Source organism: Paenibacillus solanacearum (genome assembly GCF_910593845.1).
Taxonomy (GTDB): Bacteria; Bacillota; Bacilli; order Paenibacillales; family NBRC-103111; genus Paenibacillus_G; species Paenibacillus_G solanacearum.
On record NZ_CAJVAS010000005.1, the window covers coordinates 55,372 to 81,128 of the forward strand.

At 54.1% G+C, this 25,757-nt stretch carries 24 protein-coding genes and 1 riboswitch; of the genes, 10 read left to right on the forward strand and 14 right to left on the reverse strand.

All coding sequences use genetic code 11. The features are described from left to right. Nucleotides 1-9: 9 nt before the first annotated feature. The gene (locus tag KXG62_RS07970; RefSeq protein ID WP_218091418.1) at nt 10-420 is read right to left on the reverse strand and encodes a YugN family protein; all 411 of its coding nucleotides are present in this window, start codon (nt 418-420) and stop codon (nt 10-12) included. A gap of 223 nt (nt 421-643) precedes the next feature. On the opposite strand from KXG62_RS07970, the gene KXG62_RS07975 reads away from it, so the two are divergent. Next, on the forward strand, nt 644-1,945 hold the full coding sequence (locus tag KXG62_RS07975) for an ammonium transporter (protein ID WP_218091419.1): 1,302 nt from the start codon (nt 644-646) through the stop codon (nt 1,943-1,945). A gap of 260 nt (nt 1,946-2,205) precedes the next feature. Here the strand turns inward: KXG62_RS07975 and KXG62_RS07980 are convergent, their stop codons facing one another. From KXG62_RS07980 to KXG62_RS08000, 5 genes are all read right to left on the reverse strand, one after another. Continuing rightward, complete coding sequence (locus KXG62_RS07980; RefSeq protein ID WP_246627345.1) at nt 2,206-2,547, reverse strand: hypothetical protein; 342 nt, start codon at nt 2,545-2,547, stop codon at nt 2,206-2,208. A gap of 229 nt (nt 2,548-2,776) precedes the next feature. Continuing rightward, on the reverse strand, nt 2,777-2,920 hold the full coding sequence (locus KXG62_RS07985) for a hypothetical protein (RefSeq protein ID WP_218091421.1): 144 nt from the start codon (nt 2,918-2,920) through the stop codon (nt 2,777-2,779). Nucleotides 2,921-2,981: 61 nt separating this feature from the next. After that, complete coding sequence (locus tag KXG62_RS07990; protein WP_218091422.1) at nt 2,982-3,638, reverse strand: 3D domain-containing protein; 657 nt, start codon at nt 3,636-3,638, stop codon at nt 2,982-2,984. 225 nt (nt 3,639-3,863) lie between these two features. Further along, nucleotides 3,864-5,801, reverse strand: coding sequence for a threonine--tRNA ligase (gene thrS, locus KXG62_RS07995; protein WP_218091423.1), 1,938 nt, complete (start codon nt 5,799-5,801; stop codon nt 3,864-3,866). 301 nt (nt 5,802-6,102) lie between these two features. Next, nucleotides 6,103-7,032: a putative sporulation protein YtxC gene (locus KXG62_RS08000; protein ID WP_218091424.1), complete on the reverse strand. Its 930-nt coding sequence runs from the start codon at nt 7,030-7,032 to the stop codon at nt 6,103-6,105. 302 nt (nt 7,033-7,334) lie between these two features. Between KXG62_RS08000 and KXG62_RS08005 the strand changes: the two genes are divergently transcribed. Further along, on the forward strand, nt 7,335-8,894 hold the full coding sequence (locus tag KXG62_RS08005) for a L,D-transpeptidase family protein (protein ID WP_218091425.1): 1,560 nt from the start codon (nt 7,335-7,337) through the stop codon (nt 8,892-8,894). A gap of 101 nt (nt 8,895-8,995) precedes the next feature. Here the strand turns inward: KXG62_RS08005 and mqnC are convergent, their stop codons facing one another. From mqnC to metA, 3 genes are all read right to left on the reverse strand, one after another. Then, nucleotides 8,996-10,138, reverse strand: a complete 1,143-nt coding sequence (gene mqnC / locus KXG62_RS08010) for a cyclic dehypoxanthinyl futalosine synthase (RefSeq protein WP_218091426.1) — start codon at nt 10,136-10,138, stop codon at nt 8,996-8,998. A gap of 121 nt (nt 10,139-10,259) precedes the next feature. Next, a complete protein-coding gene (locus KXG62_RS08015) occupies nt 10,260-11,453 on the reverse strand; it encodes an aminotransferase class I/II-fold pyridoxal phosphate-dependent enzyme (protein WP_218091427.1) in 1,194 nt (397 codons plus the stop codon). Further along, nucleotides 11,450-12,376, reverse strand: a complete 927-nt coding sequence (metA, locus tag KXG62_RS08020) for a homoserine O-acetyltransferase MetA (RefSeq protein WP_218091428.1) — start codon at nt 12,374-12,376, stop codon at nt 11,450-11,452. The genes KXG62_RS08015 and metA overlap by 4 nt, the downstream gene beginning before the upstream one ends. Before the next feature lie 107 nt (nt 12,377-12,483). Then, nucleotides 12,484-12,613, reverse strand: a riboswitch (SAM riboswitch). 531 nt (nt 12,614-13,144) lie between these two features. On the opposite strand from metA, the gene corA reads away from it, so the two are divergent. Then, nucleotides 13,145-14,080 carry a magnesium/cobalt transporter CorA gene (gene corA / locus KXG62_RS08025; protein ID WP_218091429.1) on the forward strand — a complete coding sequence of 312 codons (936 nt, stop codon included), beginning with the start codon at nt 13,145-13,147 and terminating at the stop codon, nt 14,078-14,080. 115 nt (nt 14,081-14,195) lie between these two features. On the opposite strand, the gene KXG62_RS08030 is transcribed toward corA, so the two are convergent. Next, nucleotides 14,196-15,197, reverse strand: coding sequence for an HRDC domain-containing protein (locus KXG62_RS08030; RefSeq protein WP_246627360.1), 1,002 nt, complete (start codon nt 15,195-15,197; stop codon nt 14,196-14,198). Nucleotides 15,198-15,460: 263 nt separating this feature from the next. Between KXG62_RS08030 and KXG62_RS08035 the strand changes: the two genes are divergently transcribed. After that, nucleotides 15,461-15,763, forward strand: coding sequence for a hypothetical protein (locus KXG62_RS08035; RefSeq protein WP_218091431.1), 303 nt, complete (start codon nt 15,461-15,463; stop codon nt 15,761-15,763). Nucleotides 15,764-15,918: 155 nt separating this feature from the next. On the opposite strand, the gene ilvD is transcribed toward KXG62_RS08035, so the two are convergent. After that, entirely contained in the window at nt 15,919-17,604 is a 1,686-nt protein-coding gene (gene ilvD, locus KXG62_RS08040; RefSeq protein ID WP_218091432.1) for a dihydroxy-acid dehydratase, read from the reverse strand. A gap of 219 nt (nt 17,605-17,823) precedes the next feature. Between ilvD and KXG62_RS08045 the strand changes: the two genes are divergently transcribed. Continuing rightward, nucleotides 17,824-18,117, forward strand: a complete 294-nt coding sequence (locus KXG62_RS08045) for a DUF3055 domain-containing protein (RefSeq protein WP_218091433.1) — start codon at nt 17,824-17,826, stop codon at nt 18,115-18,117. A 95-nt stretch (nt 18,118-18,212) separates the two neighbouring features. On the opposite strand, the gene KXG62_RS08050 is transcribed toward KXG62_RS08045, so the two are convergent. Beyond that, nucleotides 18,213-18,530: a cupin domain-containing protein gene (locus tag KXG62_RS08050; protein WP_218091434.1), complete on the reverse strand. Its 318-nt coding sequence runs from the start codon at nt 18,528-18,530 to the stop codon at nt 18,213-18,215. Between the two features lie 144 nt (nt 18,531-18,674). Continuing rightward, on the reverse strand, nt 18,675-19,187 hold the full coding sequence (locus tag KXG62_RS08055) for an acyl-CoA thioesterase (RefSeq protein WP_218091435.1): 513 nt from the start codon (nt 19,185-19,187) through the stop codon (nt 18,675-18,677). A gap of 272 nt (nt 19,188-19,459) precedes the next feature. On the opposite strand from KXG62_RS08055, the gene KXG62_RS08060 reads away from it, so the two are divergent. Next, nucleotides 19,460-20,236: a pirin family protein gene (locus tag KXG62_RS08060; protein ID WP_218091436.1), complete on the forward strand. Its 777-nt coding sequence runs from the start codon at nt 19,460-19,462 to the stop codon at nt 20,234-20,236. 166 nt (nt 20,237-20,402) lie between these two features. Here KXG62_RS08060 and KXG62_RS08065 read toward each other — a convergent pair whose 3' ends face one another. Further along, nucleotides 20,403-21,287, reverse strand: a complete 885-nt coding sequence (locus KXG62_RS08065; protein ID WP_218091437.1) for a 5'-3' exonuclease — start codon at nt 21,285-21,287, stop codon at nt 20,403-20,405. Nucleotides 21,288-21,456: 169 nt separating this feature from the next. On the opposite strand from KXG62_RS08065, the gene KXG62_RS08070 reads away from it, so the two are divergent. From KXG62_RS08070 to KXG62_RS08085, 4 genes are all read left to right on the forward strand, one after another. Continuing rightward, nucleotides 21,457-23,028 carry a spore germination protein gene (locus tag KXG62_RS08070; protein WP_218091438.1) on the forward strand — a complete coding sequence of 524 codons (1,572 nt, stop codon included), beginning with the start codon at nt 21,457-21,459 and terminating at the stop codon, nt 23,026-23,028. Between the two features lie 61 nt (nt 23,029-23,089). Then, the gene (locus tag KXG62_RS08075) at nt 23,090-24,250 is read left to right on the forward strand and encodes a Ger(x)C family spore germination protein (RefSeq protein ID WP_246627346.1); all 1,161 of its coding nucleotides are present in this window, start codon (nt 23,090-23,092) and stop codon (nt 24,248-24,250) included. Between the two features lie 35 nt (nt 24,251-24,285). Then, the gene (locus KXG62_RS08080; protein WP_218091439.1) at nt 24,286-24,531 is read left to right on the forward strand and encodes a hypothetical protein; all 246 of its coding nucleotides are present in this window, start codon (nt 24,286-24,288) and stop codon (nt 24,529-24,531) included. A 9-nt stretch (nt 24,532-24,540) separates the two neighbouring features. Next, nucleotides 24,541-25,668, forward strand: coding sequence for a GerAB/ArcD/ProY family transporter (locus KXG62_RS08085; protein ID WP_246627347.1), 1,128 nt, complete (start codon nt 24,541-24,543; stop codon nt 25,666-25,668). Nucleotides 25,669-25,757: the final 89 nt, after the last annotated feature.

The window sequence follows — 25,757 nt, forward strand, 5'->3', positions numbered from 1 at the left end:
TAAACGTCTTTAACGCCAGCTGCTCTCCACCTTCGAAAGCAGCGCCTTCGCTTCTTCAATCCATTTGCCCTCGACGCCGGCATCCTTGTCTACCGGCTCCTGGAATTGGTTCATGAGCGCGCCATAGGTGTTCACCTGCGCTTCTTTGTCCAATCCTTCATTATATAGATGCTTTAATACAAACGGCTCGCCGATCCGCACGACGGCATCGGTCGAATCCGTGTCGCCGTCCAGCCTCCCGTGCGTCACCTCGAATGGAATGCGCAGCCATACTTTATGCGCCTCATCCAAATAACGGTCGTAGCAGCCGTGGTCATATTCCCAGTTCCCGCCCAGCGTGAACTCGAATGCGTGCAGCTGATGCCTTACTTTCTCGAACGCTTCTTCCTTACCAGTCAGCTTTGAATGCAATGGGATCATTTCGTTTCCCTCCGTTTTTTCGCCAAATCTTATACGTTATAGAATGAGCCGGATTTAGGAAAAGTATGCTTTGTTCGGAAATGGAGGAGCCGCAATAGAGTAGAAACGAACAATTCGTATTCCGTGTTAATTTATCTTACGTATTCCGTTGACATACCTGTCACGCAATTTTATAATAAGGGGCGGAATGGGTGTCCGCATGCTATTGAAGGGGATGAGCTTCATGGATATAACTACGCTGAGCAACGGCCTGGACACGATCTGGGTCGTGCTCACGGCAGCGATGATCTTGCTGATGGAAGGCGGCTTCGCCTTGCTGGAGGCCGGATTCGTCCGGCAAAAAAACGCCGTCAGCATCATTATGAAAGTGTTTGTCGACATTACGTTCGGGGCATTGATTTTTTACTTTTTTGGGTTCGCTTTCATGTATGGCAAAGACTTCTCCGGCCTGATCGGTACAAGCGGCTTCATGATGGGAGGAGACCTGACGCATATCACACTGTCGATCTCCCATGATACGTATTGGCTGTTCCAAAGCGCCTTCGTCATCGCCGTTATTTCGATCGTATCCGGCGCTGTCGCGGAACGCGTCAACTTTCGAGCCTATATCTTGTATACGATTGCCATGACCGGGCTCATTTATCCGATAGCCGGACACTGGGTATGGAGCGTCGGCGGCTGGCTCGGCGGGCTGGGGATGATCGACTTTGCAGGCTCGGCCGTCATTCACGCGCTCGGCGGATTTTCCGCGCTGGCGGCCGCCATTCTCATTGGGCCGCGCATCGGCAAGTTTGCCGAGAACGGCACCCCTAATATCGTTCCGCCGTCGAACTTGCCGCTCGCTTCCGTCGGCGCCTTCATTCTGTGGTTCGGCTGGTTCGGGTTCAACTCGGGAAGCACGCTAAGCGCCACGAACGCGGGCATCGGCCACATTGCGGTGACGACGATGCTGGCGGCGTCGGCTGGCGGCGCAACCTGCATCCTGTTCACGATGCTGCGCTATCGCAAGGCCGATCCGCCGATGGTCATTAACGGCTCGCTTGCCGGGCTGGTCGGCATTACGGCCGGCTGCGCGTTCGTCAGCGACAGCGCAGCCATATTGATCGGCGCGGTATGCGGCATCGCGATGGTGTTCGCGACGGAGTTTCTTGAATCGCGCCGCATTGACGATCCCGTCGGGGCATTCGCCGTTCATGGCGTCAGCGGCAGCCTCGGAACGCTCGCGCTCGGATTGTTCGCCAAGCCCGAGCTGACCTCAAGCGTAGGGCAAGGCTACAGCGGACTGCTGTACGGCGGAGGCTTCCAGCTGCTCGGCGTACAGGCACTAGGGCTGGTGACCGTATCGGTCTGGGGGTTCGCGCTGACATGGCTCACCTTGAAAGCCATCGGCCGCTTCGTACCGGTGCGGGTCAGCCGCGACGAAGAGCTCGTCGGACTCGATGTCGGCATACACGGCGTGCCCGCCTACAGCGAGGAGCATGACTTTATCGAGATCGAGCGGCTCACGATATCCAAGCACAAATAAACGGCAGCATATACGAATCCACATCATACGGCCTGCCACGCAGCGAGATCGGCCACGCATCGGCGCTTAAGCCTCCACCTAACGCTCTTCCTGCTTGGAAGAGCGTTTTTGCAGCGCAAAAAAAGCTTCAGCGAACCGTCTCGGCGGTAGGCGAAGCCTGCCTTTGTTAAACCATGTGCTTAATCCAAAAAAGCTCCGGATGGATCGGAGCCTTTACGTTTCGTCCGCTATGTCTTTCGTTCAACCAAAAGCAGTATACCTTAACCGAGCTCCTTCTCCAACTCTTCGCTGACATCGACAAGATCGGTCGGGCGGCTTTGCTGCAAAATGTCGCGGGCATGCTCAATCTCCTGCCGAAGCTTGCGGATTTGTTCCATCGGTTTCTTGACATAATGTATATATTCAACAGCCAGATGATGGTCCGGCTTTTTCCCGGCAAACATTTTGCGCAAAGCTGACATGGACTGATAGTTTCGTTCTTCGATCATCCGCTTTTTCTCATAGCGCTGCACCGCTTGCTCGATCTCGGCGATCTGCTCCTCTTTCCGAGCGATGAATGCTTCTAAAAACGGGTACACTTCGGCCGCTTTCCGTTTGTTCACCTGTACCAGGCCCCCTGACCATAACGCATTCAGCATGAAACATCACCTATCCGATAATGTTAACAATGATTACAATATGTTTATTTTACAACAAACATTCCGCTTTGAAAACAAAAAAATCAAGGAAAACGAAAGAAGATGGCAATATTGTTAACACTGAAAAAAGGAAACCCGGGCTAATCACCGCAGGTTTCCTTTTTGGATATGTTTTTTGTATGGTTACGCGTAATTACACGTTTTGGTTTTCGTTTTCGAATTGGTTTGCATTCTGGTTTGCGTTAGTTTGAGCGGCTTGCTGCTGCTTTGCGTTTACCGCTACTTCTTGCGCAAACTCCGTATCGTTGTTTTGTTTACGGTTTTTGTTTTTCGCCATGGATATCACCTCCCCTTCGTCCTTTAGTATGGACAGAAGCGGAGAGCGTATGACAGGAAATTTAAAACAAAAGCTCTTTTTTCAGCTGGTCCCACATCGCTTCGTTCATTTTGCCGCTGCCTTTTTTGACAACGAAAACATGAAGCGTCTTTTTGCCCCATTCCCTGTACACCTGGTCCTTCGTTTCAAAATATAGATCGATGCGATTGCCCTTGATCGCTCCGCCCGTATCGGTGACAACGCCGTAACCATATCCCGGAATGTACAGCACGGTACCGATCGGAAAGACAGACGGGTCGGCGGCGATAGTCGAGAACGACTCGACGTCGCGCATCACCTTCATGCCGGAGTAAGTGAGCCCGTATTCGGGATGTCCCGGATTTTTACCTGTTGACTCGATGCCGGCGTAATAGCCAGTAGCGATGACCTCTACCGCTTTGAGCTTGGTCAAATCTTGATCCTTATGCGGGAACAGCTTGTAGCTTCGGGCCCGCGATTGTACGGTCTGTACGGCCTGACCCGTCATCACGGCCGATACGGGCCGTATCTCGTTTTTCCCGGCGTTTGCGCCGGATGTACCTGCTTTGATTTCGGCGACCGGAGAAGGCGGCTGAGCGCTTCCGATCGATGGCCCATCTTGTTCAAACCACATCAATACGGACAGCATCAGAGTGATGAGACAAATCCATTTTGCATGGCTTGCGGTTTTCGGTAACATATGTTTTCGTTAAACCTCCCCTTAATATAAGAGACTGCCCAACGAAAATAAAATATATACATAAACCGAAGCACATGACCGCTGCGCCTAAGTCAAAAAGCCTGCCTCTCAGGCAGGCAAGCTCTCATCCGGCGCCGCCGCATAGTGGCGCCGATTCGAAGCTCTGCTCAGAAAGACAGGCTGCTGTATGGTCTATTCACAATCGGTGTAAGCGAAGCTGGCTTGTTACACCTGTTTGGAGCGAATATCTTCGTTGATCAAGCCGATCACCGCATCCAGGCTGTGCCCGCCGAGATCGCCTTGGCCGCGTCGCCGTACCGAAACACCGCCGCTGCTTATTTCATTCTCGCCGACAACAAGCATATACGGGATTTTTTCAAGCTGCGCCTCGCGGATTTTGTAGCCAAGCTTCTCGTTGCGCAGGTCCGCTTCAACACGGATGCCCGCTTGCGCCAGCTTCTCTTCCACTTCCTTGGCGTAGCCGTCGAAATTGCCGGATACCGGCAATATCTTGGCTTGTACCGGACACAGCCATGTCGGCAGCGCACCGGCAAAGTTCTCAAGCAGGAACGCCGTCATGCGCTCCATCGTCGAGATGATGCCGCGATGAATGACGACCGGACGATGCTTCTGCCCATCGGCGCCGATATATTCGAGCTGGAACCGTTCCGGCAGCAGGAAGTCGAGCTGGGCCGTCGACAGCGTCTCTTCTTTCTTCAGCGCGGTCTTGATCTGCACGTCCAGCTTCGGCCCGTAGAAGGCCGCTTCGCCTTCCGCTTCGAAGAACGGCAAGCCGAGCTCCTCGACGACCTCACGCAGCATGCGCTGCGACATTTCCCACATTTCGTCGTTCTGGAAGTACTTCTCGGTGTCCTTCGGATCGCGGTACGACAGACGGAAACGGTATTCCTTGATGCCGAAATCTTCGTACACTTGGCGAATCAGATTGACGACGCGAGCGAACTCTTCCTTGATTTGATCCGGCCGGCAAAAAATATGCGCGTCGTTGAGCGTCATCGCTCTTACGCGGTGGAGGCCGGTCAATGCGCCGGACATTTCGTAGCGGTGCATCGTACCAAGCTCGGCAACCCGGATCGGCAAGTCGCGGTAGCTGCGCATGTCGCTCTTGTACACCATCATATGGTGCGGGCAGTTCATCGGGCGCAGTACAAGCTCCTCATTATCCATAATCATTTTCGGGAACATGTCTTCCTGGTAATGATCCCAGTGGCCGCTCGTCTTGTACAGCTCGACATTGGCGAGCACCGGCGTATAGACGTGCTGGTAGCCGAGACGTTCTTCCAGATCGACGATGTAACGTTCCATCGTGCGGCGCACTTTGGCGCCGTGCGGCAGCCACAGCGGCAAGCCTTGGCCCACTTCATTGGAGAACGTGAACATTTTCAGCTCTTTGCCGAGTTTGCGGTGATCGCGTTTTTTCGCTTCCTCCAGCAGATGAAGATGCTCGTCCAATTCGGCTTTTTTCGGGAACGCCGTGCCGTAAATGCGCTGCAGCATTTTGTTCTTCGAGTCTCCGCGCCAGTAAGCACCCGCTACGCTAAGCAGCTTGAACGCTTTGATGCGGCCGGTTGAAGGCAGGTGCGGCCCGCGGCACAAGTCGAAAAATTCGCCTTGATCATAGATCGTAATGACCGACGTTTCCGGCAAATCGCGGATCAGCTCCAGCTTTAGCGGATCTTCCAGCTCGGAGAAGATGCGAATAGCTTCCTCGCGGCTTACAACCCGGCGGGTAATCGGCAAGTTCTCCTGCACGATCCGCTCCATTTCTTTCTCAATCTTTGCCAGGTCCTCCGGCGTGAGCGAGTTGTCCATATCGATATCGTAATAGAAGCCGTCCTCGATGACCGGACCGATGCCGAGCTTCACGTTTTTCTCGCCGTAGATGCGTTTGATCGCTTGTGCCATCAAGTGCGCCGTGCTGTGCCGGTATACCTCAAGGCCGTCGCTGCTGTCCAGCGTAACGATTTCAAGCGCTGCATCGTCGTTCAGCGGCGTGCTCAAATCCACCAGCTTGCCGTCGACTTTGCCGACCACCGCATTTTTTCTCAACCCGGAGCTGATCGATCCGGCGACTTCTTCTACCGTCGTTCCGGCGTTATACTCGCGAACCGCGCCATCCGGAAAAGTAACTTTGACTGACATGATCATTAAACCTCCCTTTGATTTGCAGCAAACAAAAAAAGCGCATCATCCCGAAAGGGACGAGTGCGCTCAGCTCGTGGTTCCACCCTCATTCGACCGAAAGCCAAGCTTCACAGCCTGCCGTTCAATCCTCGAAGCATTCTGTAACGGGAATGACCCGGTGACCGATACTGGGTGCGCATGCACCGTTCCCTGTCACGGCTACGAAGGGGTAAACGAAAGTCGCGGGACGGAAGGAATTTCAGCCTACGTTCCTTCTCTCTGGACAGCACTTCAACCGTTCATGTCTTCGATCGTTGCCTTATCTTTTATTATATTCGGCGGCGGCGCCCCGGTCAAGGTTATGGCATAACCTGCAATAGCCGCATACTTCCACCCGATTTTCGAATATTTGCTTGATCGTATGGATGACCTGCTGCTCCGGCTCGCGCGTGTGAATATAAATTTGCTGCGGCGATACCGAGATGAGCGTGCTGACGATCATATCCTCGAAGTTCATATCCTTCTCGAGCATCTCCACCGTAACGACCGCTTCCGGGTCGTCAGTATCGATTTGTTCCATTCGGTCGTTCAGAAGCAGAAACTCGTTGCCGCCCTTATGGAACAAATGAACGAACGGAATTCGCGCCTCTTGAATGTATACAAAATATTGCAATAACGAAATAAACTCCTGGTATTGGCGGTCCATGACGAACTCGTCCACGGCATATTCAGCCACGTCGCGCAATTCGTCGATGTAAGGATGCAGCCGGAACCGTACATAGCCTTCCAAATTCAGCTCCGTTTGCTCCTTCAAATAGTCAGCCAGTTCTCCTGAAATTTTGGCCTTGCGTCGATTGTATACCTCGCCGGCCGCTCTCTCCGCTTCCCATTCGCCTGTCCCGCTTAACATTTGCTCGCAATAGCTCATAATGCGATCGATGTCTTCCTCTTTGTCGTAATGAAATTCCTGCTTGAGCAAGAAGCGAAGAATGCGGCGCTCTTCCACGAGCAGGATATAATCCGCAATCGCATTGCCCGCCCATTCAAACAACGGATCTCCGTCGGTCTGCAGTTGAAAACCGGGCAGTACCCCGTAGACCTCGATTTCGCCCCTTCCTTCATACCGGTTCATTGCTATATGAATGGATTCCTTGTTATGTAGCCGTTCCATGGAGCTTGTCATCATGCCATACAACTGCTCCGCCTGCGCTTCCACGCGATTCGTCAACTGGATTGCAAACAGCTTCATCCTGAACACTCCTTTCCTGCCGCAGCTCTCGTATAAAGTATATGGCCCGGGGTTCGCATATATACAATAATCAGCTCCCCGCCGCATAGTAATAAATGAGAGCGATGCGTAATTCAGGGTGGTATGCTACCTGCTCACGCGTCGCCAAGACACGGACGAAGATAAAGTTCATGAGAAAGCGATCCGCGCAATAACCTTCTTATATGACTCTCACTATCGGATACATATTGTATATTTTACTTTCGATACTTTTGATTTTATGATACTATTTGTATCATAACCATTGCTTAGGGAGGATTTCCATGAGCAGTTCCCATAAGAACCGGAATGGCGCCGGTGAAGACAACCTCGTTCATCTGCATAAAAATGTGTTCCTTAGCCGCGGCGACTCCCAGTATTATGAAAAGGTCATTCGCTATTTGGACCCGAGCTCGCCCGAAGCGCATTATCATTTGGCGCAGCAATACGAGCAGCAGGGCTTCCCGGATAAAGCGCTTCATCATTATAAGGAAGCGATGAAGACACGGCCTTCCCCGTTTTTTTATGCCGCAGTGAACGGGGCCGAACGGCTGAAACAGCAGCCGCAGCCATCCGCTGCCGTGAAACCGAGCCGAGCACCGCGTGAAGCAGCTCCCCCGAAGCCTGCAGCCGTCGTTCCTTCATTCGTGAAAATCGGGCTCATGCTCCTGCTATTGATCAATCTGCTGCTCATTGCCGTGCTTTACGGTCCCATCGCCGTGTCCAAAGCCGTGTCTGTGCTCAAGTCTTCGACGGTCGGCAAAGAGGTGAGCTACGAAACGACGGAATCGCCGTTTCTGATAACGTTCGCCTACGGCACCCCTAATGCGCAAGTGGAAACGGTCCTGCACCAGAAGGCGATTACACTGGCGGAGGCTTATCCGAAGCAGGGCATTGTCATTTACGGAATTCAGTCCGCCGCGCCGAACGAAGGCCATATCGCCGTCCCGCTCACCGACGAAGCCTCCAAAACCAATGCGTTCGTTACTGCCGAGTACAATCCGGTCGTCGACCGAGCGGTAAAAATCCGCTTTCTGCATCCCGATGTCCAGAAGGCGAAGCCGCGTACGGAAGCGGCCGCGAATATCGTACGCACCGCCCTGCAAACGTATATCGCCGATCACGGCTCAGCCCCCGCCTCCATCGAACGATTAACGCAAAATTATCCCGATAACTATTTAAGCTTCATCCCTATGGAAGCGCATTCCGGTTCGGCAAATGTCCGAACCGTTTTTAATGGGCGGGGCGGCTGGATATTTAATCCGGCAGAGACGGATCCGGAACGGATGTTTTACCCGAATCTCGAGCCGGAGGAGCTGGCCGTGCTCGGCCGCCTGCCGTACGCACCGGTCATGGTGACGATCGATACGGCGGAGCATACGCTTCAGCTCCGTTCGGGAGAAGCTATGCTGGCCCGTTATCCGGTCGGACTCGGTGCCGAAGGGCACTTGACGCCGGAAGGAACGTTCCGCGTCGGCGAACGGGTCACGATGCCGCTCGGGAAGCAGCCGGGCGTCTATGGCACGGCGGCGCTCGGACTCGGAGCGATCGCGATCCACGGGACCTCCGATGCCGATTCCATCGGACAAAATCGCTCGCTTGGCTGTATCCGGCTGAGCAACGACAACATCGAAGCATTGTTCCCGCTCGTGCCGCGAGGCGCAGCGGTCGTCATTGCCGGCGGCCGGCCGGCAGCAGCCTCCGATGCCGATGCCGCGGCCAAGGCTACTTCCTCAACCATACCGCCGCTCATGCCACCGTCCCTATTTGATCCAGACGGAGCTGCACTTAAAGGCCGCAGCAACGAAAACGCCGGAAGCACCGTGTTCCAATGGCTCGGCTAACGCGCTGCCGCCCACACCACAAACACAAAAAAAACGCTTATCCATGCGAAATCCTTCGGCGGATTTGCACAGATAAGCGTTTCGTTTGATTATGCTCTTGACTAATTTTGCATGACGAAATCGTTATCCACCTTCGTGACGGACTCGTCGTCGAACGTTCGCAAAATCTCATACCTCGTATTGCGCTGCGCCGGAATTTTCCCCGCCTCGCGAATGATTTGCAGCGTCGACGAAATGTTCACTTTATGCGTCGTGCCCGCCGCGGACACGACGTTCTCCTCGATCATCGTCGAGCCGAAATCGTTGCAGCCGTACTGCAGCGACAGCTTGCCCACTTCCGGCCCCATTGTGACCCAAGACGACTGGAAGTTCTTGATATTGTCGAGCATGATGCGGCTGATCGCCACGTTCTTGAGATAGTCTTCCGGCCCAAGCTTCTCGGCCTTCATGTTCGTATTATCCGGCTGGAACGTCCAGGAGATGAACGCCAGGAATCCTTCTGAATCCCAGCCGTTCTTGATGCACTCGTCCTGCGCTTCGCGAACCCGCAGCAGATGGAGCGCCCGCTCTTCATGCGATTCGCCAAAGCCGATGACCATCGTCGCGGTCGTGTTCATGCCGATGCGCTGCGCGGTTTGCATGACGTCCATCCAATCGCGCCACGAGCCCTTCAGCCGGCTGATTTTGCGGCGCGTCCGGTCATCGAGAATTTCCCCGCCGCCGCCCGGCAGCGAGTCGAGTCCCGCCGCGTGAATTTCCCGCACAACCTCCTCCAGCGAAAGGCCGTTCGATACTTCTTTCATTTTCATGATTTCCGCCGGTGAGAACGAATGCATCGTAATGTCCGGGAACCGTTTCTTGATTTCACGGAGCAAATTCGTATAGTAAGTAAACGGTAAATTCGGATTCGTGCCGCCCTGCATCAATATTTCGGTACCGCCGACGTCGATCGTCTCCTGAATTTTTTGGAAAATGACCTCATCCGGCAGCACATATCCTTCCGCCGAGCCCGGCGAGCGGTAAAAGGCGCAAAACCGGCAGTAGACGTCGCAAATGTTCGTATAGTTGACGTTTCTTCCGATGACAAAAGTCGTAATCGGATCAGGATGGTGGCGCAGCATCATCTGGTTCGCCACATGTCCCATTTTCTCAATTTCATTCGAATCGTACAGCGCTATGCAATCTTCCACAGAAATGCGGTTTCCTGCCAGCGCCTGGTCCAGTATCCGGTCGATGGAACTCATCGCAGCTTCAACTCCTTTGTAGTCAATCGTAACATAAAACCGGGCGCGCCCGCCATAGAAAAAGACCGCCAATCGGCCCTGCGGCCCGAGTGGACGGTCAATTGTCATTAATTTGTGAACGTCAGCCTTGCGTATCGGCCTCGATTTCTTGTCTCGCGAGCTCGATGGCCCGGGACAAGTCGGCGATCAAATCGTCCGCATGCTCAATTCCGACCGAATAACGCAGCAGCTTGTCGTCAACGCCAATCTTGTTGCGGATATCCAGCGGAATGTCCGCATGCGTCTGCACGGCCGGATACGTCATGAGCGATTCAACGCCCCCCAAGCTTTCGGCGAACGCGATCAGGCGGATATGACGCAATATCGGCTCAATGTAACGCGCATCTTTCATTTTGAAGGAGAAAATGCCCGTGTTGCCGGACGATTGCCTATTTTGCACGTCATGCCCCGGATGGCTCGGAAGCGCCGGGTAATATACAGATTCGACCAGCGGATGCTCTTGAAGATAAGAAGCGATAACCGTTGCGTTATGCTGGTGCCGCTCCATACGCAGCGCGAGCGTCTTCATCCCGCGCATCAGCAGCCAGCTGTCCTGCGGACCGAGCACCGCGCCGATCGAGTTGTGCAGGAACGCCATTTGCTCGGACAGCTCCTTGCCTTTGGTGACGATCAAGCCTGCGAGCACGTCGTTATGGCCGCCCAAATATTTGGTCGCGCTATGGATGACAATGTCCGCGCCAAGCTCAATCGGGCGTTGGAAAAACGGCGTGAGCAGCGTATTGTCAACAATGGAGATCAAGCCCTTTTTGCGAGCCCAGCCGCAAACCAGCTCCAGATCGGTAATCATCATGAGCGGATTGGTCGGTGTCTCGATCACGATCCCTTTCGTATTCGGCTGCACGCTCGTCTCGAGCGCATCCAGATCGTTCGTGTCCACATACGTGGCGGTCACGCCGAAACGGGACATGATGCGCTCCAGCAGACGGTACGTCCCTCCGTACAGATCGAGCGATACGATCAGATGGTCGCCTTGGCTGAATAGCGCGAATATCGTTTGCAGCGCCGCCATCCCCGAGCTGCAGGCAAAGCCTGCGTCACCGGATTCCAGCTCGGCAATCGCGTCCTCGAGCACTTTGCGCGTCGGGCTTTTCGTACGCGCGTAGTCAAAGCCGGTGCTCTGCCCAAGCTTCGGATGGCGAAACGCCGTCGCTTGATACACCGGAAAGCTGACCGCTCCGGTAACCGGCTCTTCCTGGGAACCGATCTGTGCGAGTCGGCTTTCGATTTTCAAATCTTCGCTACCGCTATGGCTCATATTACATACTCTCCCTTGTGCAGATCATACGGCGTTTCTTGGTATACATAGTAGTTCAACCAGTTGGAGAACAGCAGGTTCGCATGAGCTCTCCAAGTGTTCAGAGGCGGTTTGGCCGGATCGTCGTTCGGGTAATAATTTTTCGGAACGGCTACCTCAAGCCCTTTGTTGATGTCGCGGTCATATTCATATTTCAATGTACACGCATCATATTCGGAATGGCCGGTAACGAAAATTTGCTTCCCGTCCTTCGTGGCGACGATATATACGCCCGCTTCTTCCGATTCCGACAATATTTCAAGCTCCGGATGGCGTTCGATGTCTTCCCGCCGCACCTCGGTATGACGCGATTGGGGCGCTAGGAACAGCTCGTCGAAGCCGCGCAGCAGCTTCACGTTCGGCTTGCTGACCGTGTGCGGGAATACGCCGAACATTTTCTCCTCGAGGCCGAGCTTTGGCACGCCGAAATGATGATACAATCCGGCCTGGGCAGCCCAGCAAATATGAAACGTGGAGGTGACGTGCGTCTTGCTCCATTCCATAATCTGCTTCAGCTCTTCCCAGTAAGTCACATCTTCGAATTCGTACAATTCAACCGGCGCTCCGGTGATGATCATGCCGTCAAGCCGTTCGTATTTGACGTCGTCAAACGTTTTATAAAATTGCTCCAGATGTTCGGGAGACGTATTTTTGGAAGTGTGGGTTCTCGGATGCAGCAATATAAATTCGACTTGAAGCGGAGTGTTGCCGATCAGCCGCAGCAGCTGGGTTTCGGTGGTCTCCTTCGTCGGCATAAGGTTCAAAATCGCAATGCGAAGCGGCCGAATATCTTGATGATACGCAACGCTTTCGTCCATAACGAAAATATTCTCGTTGATCAGCACTTCTTTTGCCGGCAAATGATCAGGTACTTTAATGGGCATCGGGTTCACTCCTTCTTAGTTGGATTCGCTCGCACTCTTGGCGGCAAGAGCTAAAAAGGCCTCTTCCCGCGCGTACGAGAAAGGCCTTTGTATGCATACATCGTCCTCTCTCATCTCTCAGAAGCATACGCTTCCGCAAGAATTAGCACCGTGCATCGCCCTGCGCCGCAATGGCGCAAAGTTTTGTCGGTTGCCGGGTGTCATCGGGCTAGTCCCTCGACCTGCTCTTGATAAGAGTTTGAAACCGAATCTATTTGGTTGTGTTTGGTTATTACTAATGTAATCGAAAATGGTTCCACCGTCAAGAAGAACGTTATGACAATCGCCTTCTTTCACGGCATGCTGCTGCCCCAGGAACCAATTCCTTCCGAATGCATATGCATATAGCAAGACAAAGTGCATACAGGCTTGCGAATCCGCCGGTTTTGTCTTGAAAGCTGATTTTTGAAGGTTTATACTTAGACAAGTATTCCTGTTTAAAATCGCTTGCAGCGCAGCATACAGGAATCGCAAAACGACCGTAAGCACGCGGCGCAAAATCGTGTAACGAAGGGGTGCAGCATTCGAATGGACGGAGACCCGAGGAGTATCTACGTTCAACAACAACCGAATATTTCGAGCGGAACCCGGCGACCGGACGCGTTCGATGCTTGCGCAAACGTACTTCGATATGGACATGCGGCATCGATTCCGATGCTTGTTCGTGCCTGGGGATAAGCGCGGCCGGCATGTTCTGGTTCCTCTCGATCACATGAAGGGGTGGAACCTATGAAGGCACGCTTAGTTCAGGACGGCGTTTTCACGCTTGTCGAAGACATTACCCAGACGATCGATCCGCCTCAGCACGGTTTTTATTGGATTGACGCCGATGTTGAGGATTTGGAATTGTTACAGCCCTTATTTCATCTTCATGAGCTTGCCGTCGAAGACGTACTAATGGAGGAAGAGCAGCGTCCGAAGATTGAATTGTACGATACGCATTACTTTATTGTGATGAACAGCATCCGGTTCGATGACGAGGAAATTTTTCTGCGCGCGCTTAACATTTTTCTGGGCAAACATTATATCATTACAGTTACACGCCAAAAAATCAATGAGATACGCGCACTCAAGCCGATTTTGTGGGAAGAGGAAGTTACGCAGCCGGATCAGTTTCTGTACCACCTGATGGACCTGATCGTCGACAACTACACGAATGTCGGCGACCGGATCGATGCGAAGATCGAAAAGCTTGAGGAAGACATTCTCATGCACACGAAGAAATCGCATTTGAATGAAATTATCAGCCTCCGAAGCGAAATTTTGTGGTTAAAAAAGGTGCTCAATCCGCAAAAAGAAGTGATCGGCACGCTCCATAAAAAGGAGCTGAGGCTGATCAGCGAGCCGCTGAAAAAATATTTCGGCGACATATACGAGAACGCCGTAAAAATATCGGAAACGTTCGATACGTTCCGCGATTTGATGGCCAACTTGCGCGAAGCTTACCAGTCGAGCATCGCCAGCCGCGCCAATGAAATCATGCGCGTGTTCACGGCGCTGACGACGATATTCATGCCCTTGACGTTCATCACCGGCATCTACGGAATGAACTTCGATTATATCCCCGGGCTTCATTGGGATTACGGCGGCGTGGCCGCGGTCGTATTCATGGTGCTTGTCGCCATCTCGATGTTCGTTTTGTTCCGCAAAAAGGATTGGCTGTGAAGCGCCGCTTCACTGCGATAACCGATAACATACTGGCGCCTGTCGAGCGCCAGATGACAATAAAGGGTCCTACCGGTATATCCCGGCAGGACCCTTCTGCTTATTCCGCGGCCGCTCAGCTCGCGGCGCCCGCCTTCACGCCGTTGACGCGGCGGTACTTGAGGCGAAGCAGGCGCAGCCATTCGTAGACCCGGTCCGCTTCCTTCGCGCTGAAGGCATTGTCCCGGTAAACCGCCTGCAGAATAGGCTTCAGGTAGCGGTCGCCTTGCTGCTCGAATGCCTGCCATGCCTGTTCCCGCTCTCCCTCGGGCATCGGCTCCAGCATCTGTTCGATGTAGGCCTCCAGATCGTAGCCATCGCGGTCCAGCTCCTCGATCCACTGCAGCAGCTCACGCCGCTGCACTTTGATTTGCTCCTGCAGCGCATCGAGCCGCTCACCCCGGTGGATCGCCTCCAGCAGCGTGCGCTTCATCTCCTGCTTCTCGTTCTCCGCCTTCCGCTTGCGCTCTTTCTCCTGAAGCATCCAGGCTTGGAAGTCGTCGCGGTTGATTTGATCCTCCACCCAGCTGAGAGGGAATGCTGTGCTGCGCTGGCATGGGGCGGTCAAAGCGAGTATATCGGCGCCGTAAGCGGCCGTCTTGCCGCGCCCGAAGCCGGGAAGCTGCTGCAGCTCCTCGGCCGTCTGCGGCACAAAGGCGCTGATCATGCGCAGCATCCGGTTCGTTGCGACGATGAACGGCGCTTTGCCTTCCCGTCCGGCCTGCTTCAGCCGCCAGACGCGCAGCGCCTCGTACAGGCTCTCATCGCTGTTCGCTTCGCTGTAATAATGCAGCATCTGGATAAACATGCTGCGCCCGTCCATACCGGACAAATCGTTTCCGTTCAGCTCGACGACCGGCTTGAATCCTTCGCTTATCTTCATGAACAGACGTTCTCGGAACGCGGCGTGAAGCTCTTCCCATTGCAATCCTTCATACCAGCTTTCCTGCGTCCGATGGCCGTCTTCCTTCGTTTCGGTCCACAGCACGCGGAAGCTCCCCTGCTGTTCGCCGATCGATACTTGCGCCGTCCGGACCCGCCCTTCGTCCGTCGCCTTCTCCAGTGTATTCAAAAACATCAGATTCAATTGAATCCCTCCTGATCCAATAAAGTAGGCAATCGTTTCAAACGAAACGGCAAAAAGCACCCCTCTTCCATATGGCGTCCCATAGGCAAGAGAGGTGCTTCCTCACGATCGTTTGAAATTATTTCCATGTTAGCACAGACATGCGGTTTTGACAACCATATTTTGCAATGCGCTGCAGCGCGACTTACAGGATAAGCCCGCTTCCGACAGGACACAATGTAACCGACAAACGCAATTTGCTGGGAGTGATATCAATGGCGGATCATAATCACAATGAAGACGGATTTATGCAGGAAGCACCGGACAAAAAATATACGGACGTCGGTACCGTATTGTCGCAAAGCAATGATTTAACGGCCGAGGAATTTCCGGAAGGCCCTTACGGCAGCAGCATCGAAGTCGAGAAGCTTGGGAAGAGCACGCCGTGGCGCGTGGACCAGCGATCGCCGAATACGTATACATATGAAAACCGCGAGCTGCACGCCGGGCTGTCTCGTGGCTACCCGGGTGCGCATGAGACGCATGATTCGCCGGGAGACGACCGCGCCGAGGAATAGCGTGGTGAGACGGACATACGCCGCGCTTGTTTCCAGACGTCCGTTGCGAGCGGGCTGCGTAGAGTAACTCCATGCCGCATCAAAACGCAAAAAACGCTGCCCCAGCCCGTTCCTTCGCGGAACGGTGCGGCACAGCGTTATTGGTATAGCCTTAATTAGATTTTCATCACGCCGCCGGTGCTTGCGTTCGTTACAAGCTTGGAGTAACGGGCCAGGTAGCCGGTTTTTACTTTCGGCTCGAACCCTTTCCAGTTCGCTCTGCGGCGTTCGAATTCTTCGTCGCTGATGAGCAGCTCGATTTTGCGGTTCTCAAGATCCAGCTCGATGATATCGCCGTCCTCGACGAATGCAATCGGACCGCCTTCCGCCGCTTCCGGGGAAATGTGGCCGATGCTGATGCCGCGGGATGCGCCGGAGAAACGGCCGTCCGTAATCAGGCCGACCTTCGCGCCGAGACCCATACCGACGATTTGCGACGTTGGCGCCAGCATTTCCGGCATCCCCGGACCACCCTTCGGCCCTTCGTAGCGAATAACGACGACATGTCCTTCTTTAACCTTGCCATTCGCAATGCCGGAGAGCGCGTCTTCCTGGGAATCGAAGCAGATCGCAGGTCCCTTATGGTAGCCGCCGACGGATTTATCAACCGCGCCGACCTTGATGATCGAGCCGTTCGGAGCGAGGTTGCCGAACAATACGGCAAGACCGCCGCGCTCGGAATGCGGATTGTCGAGCGGGTGGATAACGTCCTTGTCCAAAATTTCGCAGCCCGCTACGTTTTCGCGCAGCGTTTTGGCCGTAACGGTCAGGCAATCGCCGTGCAGCGCGCCCGGCTTCTTGAGCAGCTCGTTGATGATCGCGCTCACGCCGCCTGCGTTATGCACGTCTTCGATATGATAATCGGAAGCCGGCGCAATTTTCGCCAGATGCGGTACGCGGTTGGCGATTTCGTTGATGCGCTCGATCGGGTATTCGAAGCCCGCTTCATGAGCCAGCGCCAGCGTGTGAAGCACCGTGTTCGTCGATCCGCCCATCGCCATGTCCAGCGCGAAAGCATTGTCGATCGCTTCCAGCGTTACGATATCGCGAGGCTTGATATCTTTCTCGATCAGTTCCATCAGCTGCTTCGCGGAACGCTTCACGAATTCTCTGCGATCTTCGGAGATCGCAAGAATCGTGCCGTTGCCCGGAAGCGCAAGGCCGAGACCTTCGGCCAGACAGTTCATCGAGTTGGCTGTGAACATACCGGAACAGGAACCGCAAGTCGGGCAGCCGAACTGCTCAAGCTCCTGCAAGCTTTTCTCGTCGATTTTGCCGACCTGGAACGCGCCGACGCCTTCGAATACGGAAGTAAGCGAGATAGCGCGGCCGTCGCTCGTTCTGCCCGCTTTCATCGGCCCGCCGCTGACCATAATCGTCGGGATGTTGACGCGCAGCGCGCCCATCATCATGCCCGGCGTAATTTTGTCGCAGTTCGGGATGCAGACCATGCCGTCGAACCAGTGCGCGGAAACGACCGTTTCCAGGGAGTCTGCAATAATTTCACGGCTCGGCAGGGAATAACGCATGCCGATATGCCCCATCGCAATGCCGTCGTCAACGCCAATTGTATTGAATTCAAACGGAACGCCGCCTGCTTCACGGATCGCTTCTTTGACGATCTTACCGAACTCCTGCAGGTGAACGTGCCCCGGAATAATGTCGATATAAGAGTTGCAAACCGCGATGAACGGCTTGTCGAAATCCTCCTCTTTGACGCCTGCCGCTCGAAGCAAACTGCGGTGCGGTGCGCGGTCAAAGCCTTTTTTAATCATGTCGCTTCTCATTTTTGCTTTGGACATTTCGCCTGAAGCCTCCGTTTCTATACGAATCAAGTAGTAATCCTTTAATGCCTAATAATCTCCTACAGATTGTACCATGTTTCAGCGAAATTGAAAATGTGAGGCAGGCGGCAAAATAAGCCTTGCCGGAGCGAATGCGCTCTTTTTTGCCGCTCGGCGCGGGAATCTGTTATAATTCGGATAGCTTTCAGAATAACGATGTACCGAGGGGGGAACGGCATGAAGGAATTCGATTTTTTGTACGACGGCACCGAAGAGACGAAAACCCGCTTCGTATGCGTCGTAGGCGAGTCGCTGCGGCGTTTTGATTTGGCGATTACGTCGACGAACCGGTTTTACGGGAAAATGCTCGTCACAGACTTGCAAATGGGCCGTACGGCGGTCATCGGACCGGATGATTTGGATGAAGAAGGCTACCTGGAGCATGTCTACAAGCTGAACGAGGAAGAAGCAGCCGAGCTCAAGGCGTTCTTGTCCGAAGTGGTAGGACCGATCAGCTTCACCGATATATAAGCGTCCGTCGAGAGATGTGCCCGATGTACGAAAAAGCCGATCCTGACCGTGACGAACGGAGTCAGAATCGGCTTTTTTACTCGTTTCGGCCATGCTTAGCGCTTCACGAGATCTTCCCTGACCGGCGTAAACGAATCGAGCAGCGCGCTCGGTTCCAGCGCCCGGCAGCCATGCTTCGCTCCACTAGGAATGTAGATCGTCTCGCCGGCGGAGATTACTTTCTTGTCGCCGTCGACGGTAAATTCAAGCTTCCCTCTCAAGCAGTAGGACAACTGCTCATGCGGATGGCTGTGGATGTATCCTTCCGCGCCTTCTTCAAAGTGCACTTCCATCATCATCAATCCTGCGCCCGGCTCGAAAATTTTACGTTTGACGCCCGGCTCCGCATTTTCCCATACATTGATGTTGCTCATTGGATTCCCTCCGCTTCGGTGACGTGGCTTAGTCATTGCGTAACTTCCATTATACCCGATGGCGGGACAAAGACGTAGCGGATTTTTTCAGGTGGGGCAGGCCTTTTTACAGGTTTGCCCTCGGACGGAACCATCCCGAACCGGCTATTCCCAAGGAAACCTCATCGTTAAGTAATCCGCGAATTTGCGGCTTTCCTCCCGCCGCATTCGGCGCATCTCCGCACGGTGCACCGCCGTTTCGTGCAGCCGCTTCTCTTCCTCGGTCTGCGGCACGACTTGCGGCACAGGTACTGTCTTCCCGTTCTCATCCAGCGCGACGAACGTCAGAAACGCAGTCGCTGCGATATGCCGAACGCCGGTCCGCAAATCCTCGGTGATCACCTTGACGAACACTTCCATCGAGCTGCGCCCCGTCCACGTAACAAACGACTCCAGACAAACCGAATCCGTCGGGCGGACCGGCAGCAAAAAATCGACCGAGTCGGTCGAAGCGGTCACGACCATTTGACGGCAATGCTTCGTCGCGGCAATCGAGGCGATATCGTCGATATACGCCATTAATTTGCCTCCGAACAGCGTATCGTGGTTGTTGACATCCGTCGGGAATACCCGCGACGTTTTATAGCAGCGGGATTCGTTAGCGTACCTTTGTTCCATGCAGTCCATTCTCCTTTAGCCCTGTACGATTGTATTGCTTCTGACTCTTAGAATACCACAGTCCTCCAAGGCTCATCACGAAAAAACAGCCGGGCCCTCGGAGAAGCGAAGTTCGCCCGACGGCCACACCGTGCCGCAACGTACGCCTGGAATTTGTCGGAGAGCAACGTGTAGGACACAAAGATTGACAGAAGAAATATTTCGTTCTATAATAATCTTAAATTTAAGATATATAAAATAAAGATGATTCATGGAGAAAGGGTGTGCTTTTCATGACCATTCGCAACTATTCCCCTGCCGAGCAAGCGGTTGGCGCCTTTGACGGCGGAACGATTACAGAGCAGAAGCCGATCGGGTTCCCCGGAGAGGGCTCGGCAGTACGTCGCGTGGGGCCGCTCTTTTACTGGGCTTGGTTCCAATCGGAACAGGGCGGCCGCCTTCCGCTGCATCCGCACCGGGGCTTTGAAATTTTGACGTATGTGCTTCATGGTGAGGTGAATCACCGCGATTCGCTCGGCCGGGCAAGCTTGGTCGGCACGGGGGGCGCGCAGGTGATGCAAACCGGCCGCGGCGTGTCGCATGCCGAAGAATTCCGCGCCGGCGTATCCGGCTTCCAAATCTGGTTCGAGCCGTACTACGGCGACGCTGTCAAGCGTGTTCCGACGTATACGCAGTACGAACACGAGCAGTTCCCCGCGTCATTGGATGCAGACGGATCCGTCAAGACGGTCATCGGCCCCGGCGCGCCGATCGACTTGGTAGCCGACGTGCGCATGTGGGACGTCGCACTGGAAGCCGGCCGCGGCCGCGCCTTCGATATTCCGGCGGGCTACTCGATGGCTGGACTCGTCGTAGAGGGCGAATCGGCGCATTGGTCCTTTGGCGGCGAGAACGCGAACGTGCCGCTCAAGCATTTTGCCGTAGCCGATGCAGCGGACGACAGCCGGCTGCTCATTCAAGCCGGTGGTGAACAAGCGGCGCGTATCATTCTGATTCAAGTGCCGACGGAGCTCGGATACTTGCCCTACAACAAGATCCCGCTAACGTAAATCGGAAGGGACGAGACCTCTAATCTCATAATCAACGACAACAAGCCAATACGCGCGTACATCTTACGCCGCGTATTGGCTTGTTGAACATGAAATGGCGGATAACGCGAACCATAGATACTTTACACAGCAGTTTTTCCGGTGCTTGCCGTCTGTCCCGCCCCCGTTACCCGATCAGCCTGTCCAGCCCTTTGAATTCGAGCTCTTCAAACTTGCTGAGCACCGTTTGCCGGTCCATCTCCCAGAAGCACGACTCCAGCGCGCAGGCCACCGGCGCCTCCAAGCATATGGTGGCAAGGCTTCTCGACAGATGAAGCATATCGAGCTGGGCTTCGATTTTGGAACGGACGCCTTTCGGCAGCTGCGCCATATTTTCCAGAATCCCATCCACGGAGCCGTATTCGATGAGCAGCTTCAGCGCCGTTTTCTCGCCGATCCCCTTCACGCCCGGATAGTTGTCCGCCGTATCGCCCATCAATCCTTTCAGATCAATAATTTGCTGTGGCGTCAGCTGCTTCTCCTCCAGCAGCGTTTTGGGGGTATAAACAGCATAATTGCCTTGCCCTTTCTTCATGATGACGACGTGAACCGTATCGGAGACAAGCTGCAGCATGTCATGATCGCCTGTCAGTATGTATACTTGCGCTTCCTCGCCGTACAGCTTGGCGAGCGTGCCGATGCAATCATCGGCCTCAAAGCCCGGCACGCCGATGTTGACGACGCCGAAGCTGGCGGTCATTTCCTTCACCAGATCGAACTGCGGAATAAGCTCTTCGGGGCAATCGACCCGATTGGCCTTGTAATCGCTGAACTGCTCGCTGCGGAACGTCTTGCTTCCCATGTCCCAGCAGCATACGACGTGGCTCGGCTTGAAGCGCTGCACCGCGTCCCAAAAATATTTCACGAAACCGAACACCGCGTTGGTCGGAACGCCCGCCTTTGTCTTCATAATGTAGCCGCCGTACGATGTCGCGTAAAAAGCGCGGAACAGCAGCGCCATGCCGTCGACCATCAGCACTTTGGGCGGCATGTTGTGATTCTCGGTTGTCATCCGCATCTCTCCCTATTCTCTTATGCTATGAAATGATTATAGCATAAAATACTTTTTCATAGAGTCGGCCCATTCGTATGGAACGAGCCGGAGCTATGCATGTTCATGGCAATTTTGGTAACAATAAGCTTCAAGTTCCAGCACTAACCTGTAAGGGAATCGATGGACCATGTGGAAATTGTTCCTGGGCAAGAATCGTCCGAACCGCCGTTCCCCCGCGGTGGCCGCCCAACCCCGGCACAATCCGGATCCGGAGGGACGCGGCTGCACTCTGATCTCGCGGGCTTTACCGGATAACATGAAGCGGATTGCGGAAGCCTTCGCCCACTGCGAGGACTTGATTCAAGATCATTGGAGATACGGACCCGATCTCTCGCATACAGCGTTCTCCGTCTATTTCGAAACGCTGCTTGAGCACAAGGAATTGAACTACATGAAGGAATCGCTGCAGGATCTTGTCGCTCACGAGGTTGGGCCGGCCGAGACGATTACGCCCGAGCAAGTGATGTCGTTTTTTGAGAGAAACGGCGTTTCCGCCAAATCGGCGAAAGTGCTCTACGATTTTGACGAAGCCTTATCCCATATTTTGGACGGGGACATCGTCATCTTTTTCGATCATTGGGATAAAGCGCTGCGCTATTCGTCGCGCGGACTGGTGACGAGACAAATTACCGAATCGATCACCGAACCGGTCGTACAAGGACCGCATATGAGCGCCGTCGAGGATCTCAATAAAAATATCGGGTTGCTTCGAGATCTGCTCAAATCATGCAAGCTCAAGGTCGAGAAGAAGACAGTCGGAACAGAAAGCCGCCGAACCGTCGCTTTCAGCTACTTGGAGGGAGCGGTGAATCCGGAAACGCTAGCCGAGTTCAAACGCCGCATCTCCCAGATCGACGCGGAAGAAATTTTGGAGACGTCGTATTTGGAGGAATGGCTTGACGAAGCCTCCTCTTCTCCCTTCCCTCAAGTCCGCTACACGGAACGGCCGGATGTCGCAATCGCCGGTCTGCTGGACGGCAAAATCGTCGCCATGGTCAGCGGTACGCCGACGCTCCTGATATGCCCAGGTTTATTCTTTGAGTTTTTTTCGGCCAGCGAAGACTACTATCACCGAACCGTCTTCACTTCCTTAATCCGGCTGCTCCGGGTCGGAGCGTTTCTGATCGCGCTGCTGCTGCCGAGCACGTATATCGCCTTATCTACTTTCCATTCCGAGCTGCTCCCGACCGTTCTGCTTCTCGCGATACTCGATACAAGAGAAGGCATTCCGTTTCCCGCCTTTATCGAAGCGCTGATTATGGAGTTTTTTTTCGAGCTGCTGCGGGAAGCCGGCATTCGTCTGCCTCGGCCGATCGGCTCCGCCGTCAGCATCGTGGGCGCGCTCGTCATCGGTCAGGCGGCGATTCAGGCCAAGATCGCTTCGCCGGTCATGGTCATCGTCGTCGCCCTGACGGGAATCGCTTCGTTCGCGCTGCCGCAGTACAATATGGCGGTCGCGATCCGAATATTGCGTTTCCCGCTCATGATTCTTGCCGCTACGCTCGGCGGGCTCGGGATTATGACCGGCTTCCTGCTGACGTTCCTGCATCTGGCCAGCTTGCGCTCGCTCGGCCAGCCCTATTTGGCGACGATGGCGCCGCTGGAAATCAAACAGCTGCGCGATGTGTTTTTCATTGTTCCGCGCAAACTATTGACACAGCATCCGCGCAACCGCCATTTGCACAAAAAAAATCCGTAAGCATCATTGTTCCGAACGGTTCTTTCCGTAGACGAGGAGCGGATGAAAGGAGGATGCACATTTGAGACCGCGCCTGACCATCGCCTTTTGTTCCATTATGCTCTTCATCCTATCCGGCTGCGGAGATAAAGCGGAGCTGACTGAATTCGGGTTTGTCCAGGCGGTGGCCGTCGATCTGACGGACAAGGGGACCATTGCGCTGACGACCCACTTCTACAACCCGACGGGCGGGGGCGAAACGAACGTGGCCGTCAAGCAAGGTCAGCGCGGTCTCAATATTCGGACGGAAGGCGACACGACCTTCGAAGCGGTGCGCGATATCCCGATCCACCTCGGGAGAAAAGCGAAATGGGACCACATGCGCATCATTTTGATCGGAGAAGCGATTGCCCGGTCGCAAAGCCTTGGAGAAGTGCTCGATTATTTTTCCCGGGATCACGAACCGCGCGCTACCGTACTTGTGCTGCTGACCAAAGGCAGCGCAGCGGGGTATCTGCACGTCGCTCCGTTTATCGAATATACGATTGGCCAGCAACTGCGGGAAATCGAAGATTCGGGATCGCGGTATTCCGCCAAGACGACCAAGATCCCGCTGCTCGATCTGGCCATCCAATTAAGAAGCGAAGCCGGTGTGGCGGCACTTCCCTACGTCTACAGCCAGAACGCGGAGAAAAAAATACTGTCCGTCGCCGGGATCGCGCTGCTGAAGGATGGCAAGCTCTCCGGGAACATTTTGACGCCTAGCAATACGCAATATTGGTTAATGCTCACGGACCGTTACAAGAGCGGTGTAATCGAGTTTCCCTGCGGCGACGACACGAAGAAAAACGGAAAAGAATCGCTTGAGGTCATGTCCTTGAAAACGATCGTGAAGCCGGTCATCCTCAACGATACGCTTGAAATCCGCGTACGTACCAAAATCAAAGGCTCGGTGTCCGAGCTTCAGTGCTCTTCGCTGGATACGAAGGAAGAAACCGACCGGTTTGAGGATCATATTAAAAAAACAGTTGAGCGAGGAATGCGGAATATGATTGCCGTTCTGCAAAAAAGACAGCTGGACGCCCTTGGCATCGGGGATCAAATTTACCGAAAAAACCCGCAGCTGTGGAGAAGGTGGAAGCCGGATTGGGGAGAGCGCTTTGCACAGAGCCGCTTTGTCATCGAACTGGAAGTCAACGTATTGAATACCGGAATGACCGTAGGAAATCCTTTCTCGAAGTAACCGGTCCGGTATGTGTAGAACGAGGTGATATCGCGATGGTTGGAAAATGCATTTTTTTATTCCTGCTATTTGCCATGATGCTCGGCTGCGACCGTTCGCGTTGGAAACGGACGAGTGTTCGGGGGCGCATCTTGTACGGCGTACTCCTGCTTCCCTCCATGTACCTCGGCATCCTATTTGCAGCGGATCTGCAATGGCCGAATCTGAACGATCTCATCTCATACTTTTTGGGCGAGCCGGCCAAACGCATTGTCGAATCGGTCAAGCTTCCGCCCCCGTGAAGGTGATGAATGATGAAGAAGTCCGAAACCGTCAGCTCCTTTCAAATGGCGATGCTGTTCCTGGCCTACGGCACCGGCTCAGCCGTCATCAATATCCCCGCCCCCTTGACCGGCGCCGCCCGGAACGGAGCCTGGATTTCGGTGCTGCTTGCATGTGCGGCGGGTCTGCTGCTGCTCTTCGCTTGTCTTTATTTATACCGCGCGAACCCCGGGCTGGATTTTATAGAGCACAGCGAAAAGACGATCGGGCGATGGCTAACCTTGATCTTGGCCATCCCGTATCTTTGCGCCGTCTTTTGGATGCTTGCCGCGATCGTGATTGATATCGGGATTTTTTTCAAAAGCACGATGATGAAACAAACGTCGGCCGATTTGATTCATACGCTATTTTTTGTGCTGGCTGCATTGACCGCCCGGGCGGGCATCGAAGTGATGGCACGCATGTTCGTCCTGCTGCTGCTATCGATGATCGGATTCATTATGATCGTCCTGCTGATGGCTGCCCCTCACTATCACCCGTATTTTTTGCTTCCGCTTATGCCGGACGGGATCAAGCCGGTGCTTCACGGAGCCTATATCGCGTACGGCTTCCCCTTCGCCGAAGCCAGTCTGTTTGCGATGATGCTCCCTTATGTCAGAAATCAGGATAAACATGTGTTGGGCAAGCATATGGTTTGGGCGCTTCTCGTCAACGGCGTCACGCTTCTTGCGTCGGTCCTCTGCTCGATTATGACCGAAGGACCGCTGGCCGGGCATATGAAATTCTCGTTGTTCCAACTGGCGAGGCTTATTTATATCCAGGAAATATTCGAACGCGTGGAGTCCGTCATCGGTTTTTCGCTCATTGCCGGCTCTTATATGAAGGCGACGATTGTTTTGTTCATTTTGTCCAAGACGTTAACGCGTCTGGCCAAGCTGCAGGATGATCGCATCCTGATCTATCCGATTGCGCTGGCGTGCCTGCTGCTGTCCGTTACGATGTACCGCAACGAGACGGAATTTATTGAAGGCGTGAACGTGATCTGGCCTCTGCTCAATAATATCGCTTTTAACGTACCGCTCATTCTGGTGCTGACAGTGACACTGTTTAAGCGAAATTGGAGAAAGGGCCGGCCCTCGCCAGCCCCATCACCATAGTAATCATTTTCAGACCATTCGTATGGCGGAACATATGAAAAAGAGAGAGCGTCTGCTTTCTCGCCGCTGCTGTAGCGGAGAAAACGCAA